This window comes from Micromonospora chaiyaphumensis (genome assembly GCF_900091435.1).
Lineage (GTDB): Bacteria > Actinomycetota > Actinomycetes > Mycobacteriales > Micromonosporaceae > Micromonospora > Micromonospora chaiyaphumensis.
On the sequence record NZ_FMCS01000013.1, the window covers coordinates 113,191 to 127,253 of the forward strand.

12 protein-coding genes are annotated in these 14,063 nt (G+C 72.8%); 6 read left to right on the top strand and 6 right to left on the bottom strand.

Annotated elements, in window-relative coordinates; all coding sequences use genetic code 11:
- The first annotated feature begins 100 nt into the window (after window positions 1-100).
- The 3 genes from GA0070214_RS28240 (at window position 101) to GA0070214_RS28250 (ending at window position 2,861) form a co-directional block, all read left to right on the top strand.
- Window positions 101-682 (top strand): hypothetical protein, encoded by a 582-nt coding sequence (locus GA0070214_RS28240; protein ID WP_091269557.1) that lies wholly within the window; start codon window positions 101-103, stop codon window positions 680-682.
- A gap of 202 nt (window positions 683-884) precedes the next feature.
- Window positions 885-1,277 carry a cupin domain-containing protein gene (locus GA0070214_RS28245; protein ID WP_091269558.1) on the top strand — a complete coding sequence of 131 codons (393 nt, stop codon included), beginning with the start codon at window positions 885-887 and terminating at the stop codon, window positions 1,275-1,277.
- A gap of 216 nt (window positions 1,278-1,493) precedes the next feature.
- Window positions 1,494-2,861 (top strand): pectate lyase, encoded by a 1,368-nt coding sequence (locus tag GA0070214_RS28250; RefSeq protein ID WP_091269559.1) that lies wholly within the window; start codon window positions 1,494-1,496, stop codon window positions 2,859-2,861.
- A gap of 38 nt (window positions 2,862-2,899) precedes the next feature.
- On the opposite strand, the gene GA0070214_RS28255 is transcribed toward GA0070214_RS28250, so the two are convergent.
- The gene (locus tag GA0070214_RS28255) at window positions 2,900-4,087 is read right to left on the bottom strand and encodes a threonine synthase (protein ID WP_091269560.1); all 1,188 of its coding nucleotides are present in this window, start codon (window positions 4,085-4,087) and stop codon (window positions 2,900-2,902) included.
- Between the two features lie 8 nt (window positions 4,088-4,095).
- Window positions 4,096-5,130, bottom strand: coding sequence for a DNA polymerase ligase N-terminal domain-containing protein (locus GA0070214_RS28260; protein ID WP_091269627.1), 1,035 nt, complete (start codon window positions 5,128-5,130; stop codon window positions 4,096-4,098).
- Window positions 5,131-5,248: 118 nt separating this feature from the next.
- Here GA0070214_RS28260 and GA0070214_RS28265 point away from each other — a divergent pair, with 118 nt between their 5' ends.
- Complete coding sequence (locus GA0070214_RS28265; RefSeq protein ID WP_091269561.1) at window positions 5,249-6,031, top strand: aldo/keto reductase; 783 nt, start codon at window positions 5,249-5,251, stop codon at window positions 6,029-6,031.
- 46 nt (window positions 6,032-6,077) lie between these two features.
- On the opposite strand, the gene GA0070214_RS28270 is transcribed toward GA0070214_RS28265, so the two are convergent.
- Window positions 6,078-7,217: a glycoside hydrolase family 12 protein gene (locus GA0070214_RS28270; RefSeq protein WP_091269562.1), complete on the bottom strand. Its 1,140-nt coding sequence runs from the start codon at window positions 7,215-7,217 to the stop codon at window positions 6,078-6,080.
- A 320-nt stretch (window positions 7,218-7,537) separates the two neighbouring features.
- On the opposite strand from GA0070214_RS28270, the gene GA0070214_RS28275 reads away from it, so the two are divergent.
- Together GA0070214_RS28275 and ctaD are read left to right on the top strand one after the other, a co-directional pair.
- Window positions 7,538-8,644: an FAD-dependent monooxygenase gene (locus GA0070214_RS28275; protein WP_091269563.1), complete on the top strand. Its 1,107-nt coding sequence runs from the start codon at window positions 7,538-7,540 to the stop codon at window positions 8,642-8,644.
- Between the two features lie 127 nt (window positions 8,645-8,771).
- Window positions 8,772-10,529 (top strand): aa3-type cytochrome oxidase subunit I, encoded by a 1,758-nt coding sequence (ctaD, locus tag GA0070214_RS28280; protein WP_091269564.1) that lies wholly within the window; start codon window positions 8,772-8,774, stop codon window positions 10,527-10,529.
- Window positions 10,530-10,893: 364 nt separating this feature from the next.
- Here the strand turns inward: ctaD and GA0070214_RS28285 are convergent, their stop codons facing one another.
- From GA0070214_RS28285 to GA0070214_RS28295, 3 genes are all read right to left on the bottom strand, one after another.
- Window positions 10,894-12,111 carry an MFS transporter gene (locus GA0070214_RS28285; protein ID WP_091269565.1) on the bottom strand — a complete coding sequence of 406 codons (1,218 nt, stop codon included), beginning with the start codon at window positions 12,109-12,111 and terminating at the stop codon, window positions 10,894-10,896.
- A gap of 64 nt (window positions 12,112-12,175) precedes the next feature.
- Window positions 12,176-12,757 (bottom strand): isochorismatase family protein, encoded by a 582-nt coding sequence (locus GA0070214_RS28290; RefSeq protein WP_091269566.1) that lies wholly within the window; start codon window positions 12,755-12,757, stop codon window positions 12,176-12,178.
- Window positions 12,758-12,770: 13 nt separating this feature from the next.
- A complete protein-coding gene (locus GA0070214_RS28295; protein WP_091269567.1) occupies window positions 12,771-14,057 on the bottom strand; it encodes a nicotinate phosphoribosyltransferase in 1,287 nt (428 codons plus the stop codon).
- Between the last annotated feature and the right edge of the window lie 6 nt (window positions 14,058-14,063).

Here is a 14,063-nt window from a genome sequence, read left to right on the forward strand (position 1 = left end):
TCTTCGTCGATACGCCGCGAGCGGCCACGCCGACCGCCCGTTCCACCGGGCCGTTCTCGCCCGACCCCACGACGCTCGCCTCCTGTGGCAGCATCGCGCGGTGCGTCCCCACCGCCTGTTCGTCGCGGCCGCGATCCTGCTGGCCCTCGCCCATCTGGTCGGGCGCTGGTACGCCCAGCCGCTGCTCCCGGCCGCGCAGGCCCTCGCCTGGTGCGCCCTGGCCGGAGCCGCCCTGACGGCGCCCGACCTGCCCCCGCGCGCCCGGTACGGGCTGGCCGTGGCCGGCCTCGCCGTCGCCGTGGCGGCCCGGCCCGGGCAGAACGACCGGAAGTTCCTCTGGGTCGGGGAGCCGCCGATCGAGCCGGCGTGGACGGGGGACCGGTTGCTGTGGGCCGTGGTCGGGGTCGGGCTCGCGCTGGCCGTGGCCGCCCTGCCGGGGCGGGCGCCGGACCGGCGCCGCACGGCGGCCGCCGTGGTGCTGGGCGGGCTGGCCGTGCTGCTCGCCGTGACCCGTGACTCCGTCACCCTCCTGCCCCCGTACGTGCTGCCGCCCGAGGCGGCCGTCGTGCTGCCGCCGTACCTCGTGCTGGGATTCCTCGCCGCGGCGCTGGTGCTCGCCGGCTGCCGGTGGGCGGATGGGGTGCGCAGACGAGCGCACGGCGCCGCCCGACCTGGGTCGTAACGTCGCCGCGCTCTGGCCGTCTCCCACCACCGCAGCCGTACGGCGGTACGAAAGCGGGGACCTGGCTCGACCGGCCCAGCGTGCACCGGTCTTGTGAGCAGCAGATGCCCGTCCAGAGGGGATCCAAACCCGGCGCGGGTGGGGAATTCCACCATTTGCGAGTCCCGGCGTGAGCGGCGCGGGGACCGGGTATGAGCGGGCCATGGAGCATTTCACGATCGCGACCGTCGCCGAGAAGAGTCCCGACTTCCGCCGCGTGCTCTGGACCGGGCAGCACACCCAGCTGGTGATCATGACGATCCCGCCGGGCGGGGAGATCGGCGAGGAGGTCCACGAGGGCATCGACCAGATCCTGACCTTCGTCAGCGGGACCGGTGAGGCGCGGGTGGCCGGCGAGAAGAAGGAGGTCGTGGCGGGCGACCTGGTGGTCGTGCCGGCCGGCACGAAGCACAACTTCGTCAACACGGGCCCCAACCCGCTCGTGCTGTACACCGTGTACGGCCCGCCGGAGCACGCCGACGGGGCGGTGCACCGCACCAAGGAGGAGGCCGACGCGGCCGAGGAGGCCGGCGAGGACGAGCCGCCCACCTCCTGACCTGCAACATTCCTGCACATCCCAAGCATTGACGCTGATCTCTGCACGGGCCTAGCCTGGGTGGCACGGGAAAGCCCTTTCCTGGGCTCCACTTCCCCGCCACCCCGCTACCGGAGACCGGGCCTCCGGCGGGGCGCACCGACCGTCGCGACCGTGGCCAGGCGTCCGCCCTCCGGCCGTGGCGGTCCACCACCACGTGCCTCAAGGAGGACAACCGTGCAGACCTCACGTGCCCGGCTCCGACGCCCGCTGCTGCTCGCGGCGGGCGCCGGAGCCACCGTGGCGGCCCTCGCCGCCGGGACGGTGACGTCGGCCTTCGCCGCCACCGTCTTCTCCGACACCTTCTCCGACGGCGACGCCGCCGGCTGGTCCAAGTCCGGCGGGACCTGGGCGGTCGCCGACGGGGCGTTCAGCCAGTCCAGCACCGCCAGCGAGCTGGCCCGCCAGTTCGCCGGCCAGACCTCCTGGACCGACTACCAGGTGCAGGCCCGGGTACGCCCGACCGGCTTCGGCTCCTCCAGCGCCCTGGTCGGGCTCGCCGCCCGGGCCAGCAGCAGCACCAAGATGTACCGGCTGGCCCTGCTCGGCTCCGGCCGGGCCGAACTCCAGGCGGTCAACGGCAGCCAGATCACGTCGCTCGGCTCGGCGACGGTCGGCGCGGCCACCGGCACCTGGTACACCCTGCGGATCGAGGCCAGCGGCAGCACCATCCGCGGCTACGTCAACGGCACCCAGATCGGTGGCGGCAGCAACAGCCTCGTGGGCGCCGGCCGGATCGGCCTGGTGACCGCGTACGCCGCCGGCAGCTTCGACGACGTCTCCGTCGACTCCTCGGTCAGCACCCCGACCACGCCGCCGACCAGCACCCCGCCCGGCTCGGCCACCCCGACCCCCACCGGCACCACGCCGCCGCCGGCCTCGTGGCCGACGCCCACCGCCAGCGTCAAGGTGGACGCCACCATCCCGGTCTCCGGCACCTTCGACGGCGGGATGCGGCGCTACTACGGCATCGGCGACGGCGGGCAGAGCGAGAGCCAGGACCCGATGTTCGAGCTGGCCGCCGGAGCCACCCTGCGCAACGTGATCATCGGTGCGCCGGCCGGCGACGGCGTGCACTGCGAGGGCGACTGCACGCTGCTCAACGTCTGGTGGGAGGACGTCGGCGAGGACGCGGCCACCTTCCGCGGCGGCACCACCTACACCGTCGACGGCGGCGGCGCCCGGTCGGCCAGCGACAAGGTGTTCCAGCACAACGGCCCGGGCACCGTCCACATCCGCAACTTCCGGGTGGAGAGCTCCGGCAAGCTCTACCGGGCCTGCGGCAACTGCTCCACCTCCTACCAGCGCCACGTGGTCATGGACAACGTCACGGCCACCGGAACGAAGGTGCTGGCCGGCATCAACACCAACTGGGGCGACACCGCCCGGTTCAGTCGGATCACCATCCTCAACGACCCCAACCGGTCCACCCGGATCTGCGTGAAGTACCAGGGCGTGCCGAAGGGCAGCGAACCGAAGGAGATCGGCGCGGGCGCCGACGGGGTGAACTGCCTCTACTCCGCATCGGACATCACCTACCGCTAGGGCGCTCCGGCGCGGGCCCCCGGCTCCGGGGGCCCGCGTCAGACCGTCGGCAGGCCCGAGACGTCCACCGTCTCCGGGTACTTGATGCCCGCGCCGGTGTTCAACACCACCACCCGCTCGCCGGGGCGGATCCAGCCGCCGGCCCGCAGCTGCCGGGCGGCGGTCAGACAGGCCGCCCCCTCGGGGCAGAGCAGCAGCCCCTCCCGGGCGGCGAAGTCGCGCAGGTCGGCGAGGATCTCCGCGTCGTCAACGGCGATCGCGGTGCCGCTGCTCTCGCGCAGCGCGGTCAGGATCAGCTCGTCGCCGAGCGGGGCGGGCACGGTGATGCCGAACGCCACGGTGTGCGCGTCCTCCCACGGGGTGGCCCGCGGCTCGCCGGCCGCGAACGCCCGAACGATCGGCGCGCAGCCGGTGGACTGCACGGCGACCAGGCGCGGCAGCCGGTCCTCCACCCAGCCCAGCTCGCGCAGCTCGTGCAGCGCCTTGTGGATGCCGATGAGCCCGACCCCGCCGCCGGTCGGATAGATGATCACGTCGGGCACCTGCCAGCCGAGCTGCTCGACGATCTCGTACCCCATGGTCTTCTTGCCCTCCAGGCGGTACGGCTCCCGCAGCGTGCCGGCGTCGAAGACCCGCCCGCCCGACTCGGCGATCAGCCCGGCCACCCACCGGCCGGCGTCGCTGATGAGGCCGTCCACCAGCCGCAGGTCGGCCCCCGCGGCGACGCACTCCCGCCGGCAGATGGTCGGCGCGGACAGCGGCATGGCGATGGTCGCGCCCATCCCGGCCCGGGCCGCGTACGTCGCCCAGGCCGCACCGGCGTTGCCGTTGGTCGGCATGGCGATCCGCTCGACACCCAGCTCCCGCGCCCGGCTCACCCCGACCGCCGCGCCCCGGGCCTTGAACGACCCGGTCGGGGTCAGCCCCTCGTCCTTCACGATCAGGTCCGGGATCCCGATCTCGTGCCCGTACGCCGGCGCGCGCAGCAGCGGCGTCCAGCCCTCGCCCAGCGTGGTCACGAAGCGGGGATCCGCCACCGGCAGCAGCTCCCGGTAGCGCCACAGGTCGGCGGGGCGGAGCCCGAACTGCTCGGGGGTGACCGCCGCGGCCACCGCGGCCAGGTCGTAGCGGGCCAGCAGCGGCGAGCCGCACCCGCACAGGTTCTGCAACTTGTCGGCCGGATGCCGCTCGCCGCAGCGCGGGCACTCGAGGTGCGTCAGGTGCACGGTGCTCCTCAGCTCGGGTCGAGGCTCAGCCAGTGCCGGCTGCGCCGACCCGGCTCGTAGGGGGAGTCCAGGCGCTTGGCCACCACCCCCGGGAGCCCCTGTTCGCGGGCGGTCCGCAGGGCGTCCGCGCCGACCCCCGGGAACCACGGCGGAGTCTGCCAGTGCGGGCCGGTCAGCGCCAGACCGTCGAGCAGCTCCCGGCGCTGCGCGTACGGCACGTCGAGGCTGGTCACCCCCTCCAGCCAGAGCAGGTCGACGGCGAGGAACTGGCCGTCCCGCTTCGTCGGCGGCTTGACCCGCCCGCCCGGGTCGATCCGCACCAGCACGCCGTCCAGCACCGTCTCGACCGGCGCCAGTTCCTCGGCCATCGCCCGCAGCCACGGGTACGCCCCGCTGATGTCCTCGTCCGAGGCGTCGAGCAGCCGCAGCCGGCCGCCGGAGACGTACGCCATGGCCCGCACCCCGTCCCAGCGCAGCTCGTACCCCCAGGCGGCCGCGTCCTTCGGCAGCCCCTTGCCGGAGGTGGTGTGCATCGGGCGGACCAGGTCGGGCATGGGCGTCCAGCCCTCCGGCGCCGGGTCGGTGCGGCGGACCATCCAGTCCCGGCCCCGGCCCCCGGTGGCGAAGAGCACGTACCGCCCCTTCGTTCGCCGGCCGTCCAGGACCACGATCACCTCGTCGTCGCGCCACTTCTCCAGGCGGTAGGTGCCGGTGTCGTGGACGGTCATCCGCCCGCCGCCGTACTCGCCGGCCGGGATCTCGCCGTGGAAGGTGAGGTACTCCATCGGGTGGTCCTCGGTGTGCACGGCCAGGTGGTTGCGACCCGGGTCGCGGGGCAGCCCGCGCGGGACCGCCCAGGAGGCCAGCACGCCGTCGTGCTCCAGGCGCAGGTCCCAGTGCAGGCTGCGGGCGTGGTGCTGCTGGATCACGAACCGGGGCTTGCGCCGCGCGGCCCGCTTCCGCTCCGGGGTCTCCTCCGGCACCGGCTCCGGGGTACGCGCCGCGTCCCGTTTCCGCCGGTACTCCTCCAGCCGGTCAGCCACTCCCGCATTCTCCGGCAGGTCCGGCCCGATCGCCCGGTTCCCGCCTCTTCCGTCCCGTTCGGCCGCCGCTCGGCGGGTCGCCGGCATGGCGGCGGCGATCACGGGTAGAAGCGTCGGTATGGACCTCGACCAGCCCACCGTCCCCCTGACCGGCGACGTCCGGATGCCACTGCTCGGCTTCGGCACCTGGCAGGCCACCGGCAACGCCGGGTACGACGCCGTGCTCGCCGCCCTCGACGCCGGCTACCGGCACATCGACACGGCCACGATGTACGGCAACGAGAAGGAGGTCGGCCGGGCGATCGCGGAGAGCGGGCTGCGCCGCGAGGACCTCTTCATCACCACGAAGCTGCCGCCGGACCGGGTGGGCCGGGAACGGGAGACCATCGAGGCGAGCCTGGCCGCCCTGGGCACCGAGTACGTCGACCTGTGGCTGATCCACTGGCCGCCGTCCTCGCCCGCCGACAGCATTCCCGTCTGGCGCGAGATGCTCGCCGCCCGGGACGAGAACCTGGCCCGGACCGTCGGGGTGAGCAACTACAGCATCAGCCAGATCGACGAGCTCATCCAGGCCACCGAGGAGACCCCGGCGGTCAACCAGATCCGCTGGAGCCCGTCCCTGTACGACCGGCAGGTGCACGCCGCCCACCGGGACCGCGGGGTGGTGCTGGAGGGCTACAGCCCCTTCAAGACCAGCGACCTCGCCGACCCGGTGCTGGTCCGGATCGCCCAGGCGCACGACGTCTCGCCGGCCCAGGTGGTGCTGCGCTGGCACATCGACCACGAGATCGTGGTCATCCCGAAGTCGGTCACCCCGGACCGGATCCGGGCCAACGCCGACGTGTTCGGCTTCTCGCTCACCGCCGAGGAGATGCGCGACATCGACGCGCTGGGCCACTGAGGCGGGGCGCGGCCCGTGCGGACCGCGCCCCGGGATCAGGTGGGCGTCAGGCCCGGGTGCAGGTGCTGCCGTTGAGGGTGAAGCTGCTGCGCGTGGAGAACCCGCCGCTCAGCGTCGCCTGGTAGCCGAAGCTGGTCGAGGCTCCCGGTGCCAGCGTGCCGTTGTAGCTGAGGTTCCGCGCGGTCACCGCGGACCCGCTCTGCGTCACGGTGGCGTTCCACGAGCCGGTGATGGTCTGCCCCGAGGGCAGGTTGTAGTTCAAGGTCCAGCCGTTGACGGTGCTGGAGCCGGTGTTGGTGATCGTCACGTCGGCGGTGAAGCCGTTGTTCCAGACGTTGGTGGCGTACCGCACCGAGCAGGCGGCGTTGCCGGGCGGCGGGGTGTTCGGCGGCGGGGTGGTGGTCGGCGGCGTGGTCGGCGTGCCGCCGCCCGTGTTGACGCTCTGCGAGAACGAGTTGACCGCCAGGCCGACACCGCCCTGCCACGGTTCGAAGCCGGCCTGGATGCTGGTCAGGTACCAGTCGCTGGTGATCGCGCCGCGGTTCTTCGTGTCGTTGATGAACGCCATGGCGTCGAAGCTCAGGCTGGGGATCGCCGACGGCGCCACGTACGAGATGACGTTGTTCGAGCCGTTGCTGCCCCGCCAGACCTCCCAGGTCCGGCCGGCGACGCTCGCGGTGCCGACCACGGAGCCGATCGGCTGGATGGGCCCCTGCCGGTTGAACCAGATCATGATCTCCATCTGGCTCACCCCGTCCTTCTTCGGCGTGGGGTCGAGCCAGATGTCGTAGGCGGCGTCGTAGACCGCGCCGCTGACGTAGGTGTAGCTGATGCTGCTGGGCGCGCTGCTGATGTTCTTCACCTGGATCGGCAGGTTGGTGCCGGGCGAGCAGTTCGTGTAGTGGCAGCCCACGAAGATCGACGGATAGGAGACCGGCGCGCCGCTGGTGTTCCCCACGCCGTCCTGCCGGGTGATGGCGAAGCCGGTCGAGGTCACGTTGATGCACTGCTGCGCGCTGGTGCCCCAGCGGTTGTTCTGCACGACGTACTTCCCGCCGATGGTGGTCGACCCGTACTGCTCGCAGATCTGGGTGTCGGCGGACGCGGTGCCGCCGAGCGTGACGGCGACGATCGAGCCGGCGGCCAGCAGGCCGGCCACCGCGAGGGCCCTCAGTGGACGCTTCATGATGCTCCGATTCGTGGGGGTGGGTGGGTCCGGGAGCGCTCCCACATCTAGACCAACACATTTACATGTCTGAAACTGTCGCGCAACCGCACCGACCACATCGATAGTTCCGGCCACGGTGCGTGAACGTCCGGTGGCTGTCTGCGGCGGCGGCCGGCGCCCGGGTCCCCCGGTCGGGGCGGGATTCCCGCCGGTGGGAGGGCTCCCGGTCGTCGACCGGGCGTCCATGCCAGGGCCGAAGGGCACTTCCACTGGTTGGTTGCGGCGAGTAATGTCTTGCCTCCAACGCGTTCCGAACCCCTCCGGAGGCGTACCCCACGATGGGTGGTTCCCCCCTGCGCATCCTCGTCGTCGGCGCAGGCATCGCCGGTCTCGCCGTGGCCCGAGCGCTGCGCCTCGCGGGATTCCGCCCCGACGTGACCGAGAGGCTGCCGCCGACCGAGCGCGCCGACATCGGCCTCTACCTCCCGGGCAACGCGGCCCGCGCGCTGCGCCGGCTCGACCTCGACGGCCCGGTACGCCCTCTCGGCGAGGTCATCCACCGGCAGCGCTTCCTGGACGCCACCGGCGCGCCGCTCTGCGAGGTCGACCTCGACGCGCTGTGGGCCGGGGTGGGGGAGTGCCGCGCCCTGCCCCGCGCCGAGCTGCACCGGGTGCTGCTCACCGGTGCCGGCGGCGCCGTCCGGCACGGGGCCGAGGTCAGCACCGTCGAGCCGCTGCCCGGCGGTGTCGCGGTCGGCTTCACCGACGGCACCAGCGGCGAGTACGACCTGGTCATCGGCGCCGACGGGCCCCGCTCGGCGGTGCGCACCCTGGCCGCGCTCGGCGGCCCGCCCCGCCCCGCCGGCCAGGTGGTCTACCGCAGCGTGGTGCGCGGCGGCCCCCGGGTGGCCGACTGGACCGCCCTGCTCGGCCAGCGCGCCGGCTTCCTGGTGGTGCCGCTCGGAGCCGGCCGGCTGCACTGCTACGCCGACGAGGCCGGCACCAGCCTGCCGGCCGACCCACTCGCCCGGCTGCACGAGCTCTTCGGCGACTACGGCGGCCCGGTGCCCGAGGTGCTCGCCGCCCTGGAGACGGTGGACGTCGAGCTCACCACGGAGGTCGAGCTCGGGCGCTGGTTCCACGGCCGGGTGCTGCTCGTCGGTGACGCGGCCCACGCCACCGCGCCGACGCTCTCCCAGGGCGCCGCCATGGCGCTGGAGGACGCCGTCGTGCTCGCCGAGTCGCTGAAGGCGGCGGGCAGCGTCGAGGCGGCGCTGCTCGCGTACGAGAGCCGCCGCCGCCCGCGTACCCGCTGGGTGCGGGACCGGACCCGGGACCGCAACCGCACCCGCGACGTGCCGCCGGCGCTGCGCGACCCGTTGCTGCGCGGACGCGGCGGGCGGATCTTCCAGGAGCACTACCGGCTCCTGACCGGCCCGCTCTGAGGGGCGGAAGATCGTAGCCGCCCACCCCACGCGGCGGGGCCCACTACCGGGGACTATCCTCCTTGCGGATGACGGCTGCGCAGATGAACAGCGCGCCAGCGGGACAACCCAGAACCGGAGGCCACTCGTGACCACCGTCGCACCCAAGCCGGTCGTGACCCGGCCCTGGCCGGTCCGCGAGCCGGTCAAGGGGTCGGCCCTCGCGCGGCTGCTGCGCACCACGGACGCGAAGCAGATCGGGATCATGTACATGGTCACCGCGTTCGCGTTCTTCATGATCGGTGGCCTGATGGCCCTGATCATGCGCGCCGAGCTGGCGCGACCGGGGCTGCAGTTCCTGTCGCCCGAGCAGTACAACCAGCTCTTCACCATGCACGGCACGATCATGCTGCTGTTCTTCGCGACGCCGATCGTGTTCGCCTTCGCGAACTACGTGGTGCCGCTGCAGATCGGCGCGCCCGACGTGTCGTTCCCCCGCCTGAACGCCTTCGCCTACTGGCTGTACCTGTTCGGCGGCACCATGGCCACCGCGGGCTTCATCGCCCCGGGCGGCGCGGCCGACTTCGGCTGGACGGCGTACACGCCGCTGAGCACCGCCGAGCACGCGCCGGGCGTCGGCGCGAACATGTGGGTGGTCGGCCTGGCCATCTCCGGTCTGGGCACCATCCTCGGCGCGGTCAACCTGATCACCACGATCCTGACCCTGCGCGCGCCCGGCATGACCATGTTCCGGATGCCGATCTTCACCTGGAACATGCTGGTCACCAGCCTGCTGGCCATCCTGGTCTTCCCGCTGTTGGCCGCCGCGCTCTTCGCGCTCGCCGCGGACCGCCTGATCGGCGCCCACGTGTACGACCCCGCCACCGGCGGCCCGATGCTCTGGCAGCACCTGTTCTGGTTCTTCGGGCACCCCGAGGTCTACATCATCGCGCTGCCGTTCTTCGGCATCATCACCGAGATCATCCCGGTCTTCTCCCGGAAGCCGATCTTCGGTTACAAGGGCCTGGTCGCCGCGACCATCGCCATCGCCGCCCTGTCGATGAGCGTCTGGGCGCACCACATGTTCGCCACCGGCCAGGTGCTGCTGCCGTTCTTCAGCTTCCTGAGCTACCTGATCGCCGTGCCGACCGGCATGAAGTTCTTCAACTGGATCGGCACCATGTGGCGGGGCCAGATCACCTTCGAGACGCCGATGCTCTTCGCGGTCGGCTTCCTGGTGACCTTCCTCTTCGGTGGCCTCACCGGTGTGCTGCTGGCCAGCCCGCCGCTGGACTTCCACCTGCACGACTCGTACTTCGTGGTGGCGCACTTCCACTACGTGCTCTTCGGCACCATCGTGTTCGCCGTGTTCGGCGGCATCTACTTCTGGTTCCCGAAGATGTTCGGCCGGATGCTCGACGAGCGGCTCGGCAAGATCCACTTCTGGCTGACGATGATCGGCTTCCACACCACCTTCCTGGTGCAGCACTGGCTCGGCGCCGAGGGCATGCCCCGCCGGTACGCCGACTACCTGCCCGGTGACGGCTTCACCTTCCTGAACACGCTGTCCACGATCGGCGCGTTCATCACCGGCATCTCGACCCTGCCGTTCATCTGGAACTGCTGGAAGTCGTACAAGACCGGTCCGGTGGTCGAGGTCGACGACCCGTGGGGTCACGGCAACTCGCTCGAGTGGGCCACCAGCTCGCCGCCGCCCCTGCGGAACTTCGACCGGATGCCGCGGATCCGCTCCGAGCGGCCGGCGTTCGACCTCAAGTTCCCGGAGCTGGCCGCCGGCCAGACCCTGGCCGGCCCGCCCGAGGGTGGCGCCAAGCCGCTCACCAGCGAGTCCGACGGTGGCGCCAGCTACCAGGAGGACACCGAGGGCCGGCTCGAGAAGAGCTGACCCAGCCCGAACCAACGACGGGCGCCGCACCCCACCCGGGGTGCGGCGCCCGCCGCATTTCCCGCAGGCCCCTAGGCCGCGCCCTCCCCAGGCCCCGCCCCGGTCGCGTTGATCAAGAAGTTTGCGTCAGGAACCGCCGCGTTCTTGACGCAAACCTCTTGGTCAACCCATGCGTGAGCTGTCGAGCACCAGGCCGGGGAGGTGGCGCTCTCCCAGCGCTGCCGAACACCCCCACCTCGCCGAGCTGGCGCACGCCCCCTCGCCCCGCGGCGTTGATCAAGAGGTTTGCGTCAAGGGTCGGCCCGGATCTGACGCAAACCTCTTGGTCAACCCTGTGGGGAGCGGGGTCAGGGGGCAGTGTGGGTCAGGGAGCTGTGGGGGTCAGCTCGGGTTCCGTGGTCGGTAGCGGGGCTCGGTCGCGGCGGTGGCGGAGCTCGATCGGGAGGACCGCCAGGGCGACCAGCACGCCGATCGCGCCGGTGACCGCGAACCCCCAGGCCGGCGCCGAGGCGTCGATCACCGCGCCGGCCAGCGGCGCCCCCAGCGCGATGCCGACCGTGACCGCCGAGCCGTGCAGGCCCATGGCCTCGCCGCGCACGCCGGCCGGGGCCAGCCGGCTCACCGCGTCCGAGGTCGAGGCGATGGAGGGCGCGCAGAGGGCGCCGGCCGGGATGAGCGCCAGGCAGAGCAGCCACCAGTGCGCGCCGCCCAGCCCGACCGGGATGGTGGTCACGCTCAGCGCCGCCACGAGGGCCAGCGGGGAGAGCGAGCGGGTGACCGCCCCGTACGCGAAGCCGCCCACCAGCGAGGCGACCGCCCACATGGCCAGGACGGCGCCGGTCCAGCCGACCTCGCCGCCCTCGCGCAGCACGGCGACCACGGCGACGTCGGTGCCGCCGAGCACCAGGGTGGCGGCCAGGCTGACCGCCAGCACGGCGAGCAGCCGGGGGGTGAGCCACTCCCGGCGGGGCACCTTGCGGGCCGGGCCGGCCGGCTCGTCGGCGGCGCGGGTGGGCGGGTCGAGCAGCCAGAAGCAGATGCCGGAGGCGACGATCCCGGCGCCGACCGCCCACATGGTGAGCCGGGGCGACACGGCGGCGGCCATGGCCACGGCCAGCGCGGGGCCGACCATGAACGACAGCTCCACCGACATCGAGTCGAGGGCGTACGCGGGGCGGCGCCGCTCGGCCGGCACCAGCGCGGCGACCGACTGGCGGACCACCGAGAAGACCGGCAGCGCGAACAGGCCGGCCAGGAACGCGGTGGGCAGCAGCACGGGGTACGACAGCGTCGGCGCGCTGGCCCAGAAGACGCCCTCGGCGAGCGTGGTGAGCAGCAGCACCGGGCGCAGCCCGCGCCGGTCGACCAGCCGGCCGAGCAGCGGGGAGCCGAGCGCGGCGCCGACGGTGGAGGCGGCGCCTACGAGCCCCGCCGCGCCGTAGCCGCGACCGAGGTCGAGCACGACGTGGAAGGTGAGCGTCACGCCGGTCGCGGTGAGCGGGATGCGCGCCAGCACCGAGATCAGCAGCAACGACCGGAGACCGGGCAGGGCGAGCGCCTCCCGGTAAGGCTTCAAGTTCACGACGGTCCGTACCTCCGGCCGACATCCTCGACCGGGGGTACGACAGCCGCAACCAATTACCTGCTCAAGCGGCCCTGATCACAGGTTCGCCGACCATGGTCACCCCGGCGCCGTCGAAGGCCCGCAGCGCCACGTCCAGCGTGTCGGGCGCCACGGCCGCGGTCAGGTCGAGCAGCACGGTGGTCCGGAAGCCCTCCCGGGCGGCGTCCAGCGCGGTGGCCCTGACGCAGTGGTCGGTGGCGATGCCGACCACGTCGACCCGGTCGACGTCGTGCCGGCGCAGCCAGTCGGCCAGGCACTCGCCGTCCTCGGCATGCCCCTCGAAACCGGAGTACGCGGCCGCGTGCTCGCCCTTGTGGAAGATCGCCTCGACCCGGCCGGTCGCCAGCTCGGGATGGAATTCGGAGCCGGCCGTGCCCACCACGCAGTGCCGGGGCCAGGAGTCGACGTAGTCCGGCGGGTCGCCGAAGTGCGCACCCGGGTCGACGTGGTAGTCCTTCGTCGCGACCACGTGGTCCCAGCGCTCCGGCTCCGCGTCGAGCAGCCGGGAGATGCCGGCGGCGACCCCCGCCCCGCCGGTCACGGCCAGCGAGCCGCCCTCGCAGAAGTCGTTCTGCACGTCCACGATGATCAAGGCGTTGGCCATCGGATCGGTCCTCTCAGCTCGCGGGTACGACGGTCACCGGAACGGCCGGGTCCCCGCCGGAGAGCTTGAGCCCCTCCCACGGGATGGAGATCAGGCACTGCCGCAGGTGCTCCCGGGACTCGTCGAGGGTGGGTCGCGCCACCGGCTCGCCCTCGACGACGTACGAGCGCTGGAGCAACCGGTCGTTGGGCTGCCGGTCCGGCACCCCCTGCGGCACGATGACCTCCTCGGTGGCGGTGCCGGTCGGCTTGTGCCGGCGCACGGCCACCTTGCGGCCGCCGATCGTGGCCTTGTGCTCGGAGCGCTTGACCACCGGGCGCCCCTCCACCTCGACCAGCTTGTAGACCAGGCCGGCGGTGGGGGCGCCCGAGCCGGTGACCACGGCGGTGCCCGCGCCGTACATGTCGACCGGCTCGGCCGCGAGCGAGGCGATGGCGTACTCGTCGAGGTCGCCGGAGACGATGATCTTCGTCTCGGTGGCGCCGAGCGAGTCGAGCAGCTCGCGGGACTGCTGGGCGATCACCGCGAGGTCGCCCGAGTCGATCCGGACGGCGCGCAGGTCCGGCCCGGCCACCGCGATGGCGTTGCGGATGCCCTGGCTGATGTCGTAGGTGTCGACCAGCAGCGTGGTGTCCTTGCCCAGCGTGGCGACCTGCGAGGCGAACGCGGTCCGCTCGTCGTCGTGCAGCAGCGTGAACGCGTGCGCCGCGGTGCCGGCGGTCGGGATGCCGTAGCGCTGGCCGGCGGCCAGGTTGGAGGTGAACCGGAACCCGGCCAGGTACGCGGCCCGGGCGGCGGCCACCGCGGCCTCCTCGTGCGCCCGGCGGGAGCCCATCTCGATCAGCGCCCGGCCGCGGGCGGCGGTGACCATCCGGGCGGCCGCGGCGGCCACCGCGCAGTCGTGGTTGAGCACCGACAGCACCAGCGTCTCCAGCACCACGCACTCGGCGAAGGTGCCGGAAACGGTGAGGATCGGGGAGCCGGGGAAGAACAGCTCGCCCTCGGCGTACCCGTCGACGTCGCCGGTGAAGCGGTAGTCGGCCAGCCACTGGGCGGCGCGGTCGTCCACCACGTCGGTGCGGCGCAGGAAGTCGATCTCCTCGGGATCGAAGCGGAAGTCGCGGATCAGGTCGATCAGCCGGCCGGTCCCGGCGACCACGCCATAGCGCCGGCCGGCCGGCAGCCGCCGGCTGAACACCTCGAAGACGCAGCGACGGTCGGCCGTGCCGTCCCGCAGGGCGGCGCTGACCATGGTCAGCTCGTAGTGGTCGGTCAGCAGCGCGGGGCGAAGGGTGCTCACCGCCTC

Bases quoted from the DNA above. Each gene is read 5' to 3' on its own strand.
- GA0070214_RS28245 (WP_091269558.1), top strand. From the start codon at position 885: ATGGAGCATTTCACGATCGCGACCGTCGCCGAGAAGAGTCCCGACTTC.
- GA0070214_RS28265 (WP_091269561.1), top strand. From the start codon at position 5,249: ATGGACCTCGACCAGCCCACCGTCCCCCTGACCGGCGACGTCCGGATG.
- GA0070214_RS28270 (WP_091269562.1), bottom strand. From the start codon at position 7,217: ATGAAGCGTCCACTGAGGGCCCTCGCGGTGGCCGGCCTGCTGGCCGCC.
- GA0070214_RS28275 (WP_091269563.1), top strand. From the start codon at position 7,538: ATGGGTGGTTCCCCCCTGCGCATCCTCGTCGTCGGCGCAGGCATCGCC.
- GA0070214_RS28290 (WP_091269566.1), bottom strand. From the start codon at position 12,757: ATGGCCAACGCCTTGATCATCGTGGACGTGCAGAACGACTTCTGCGAG.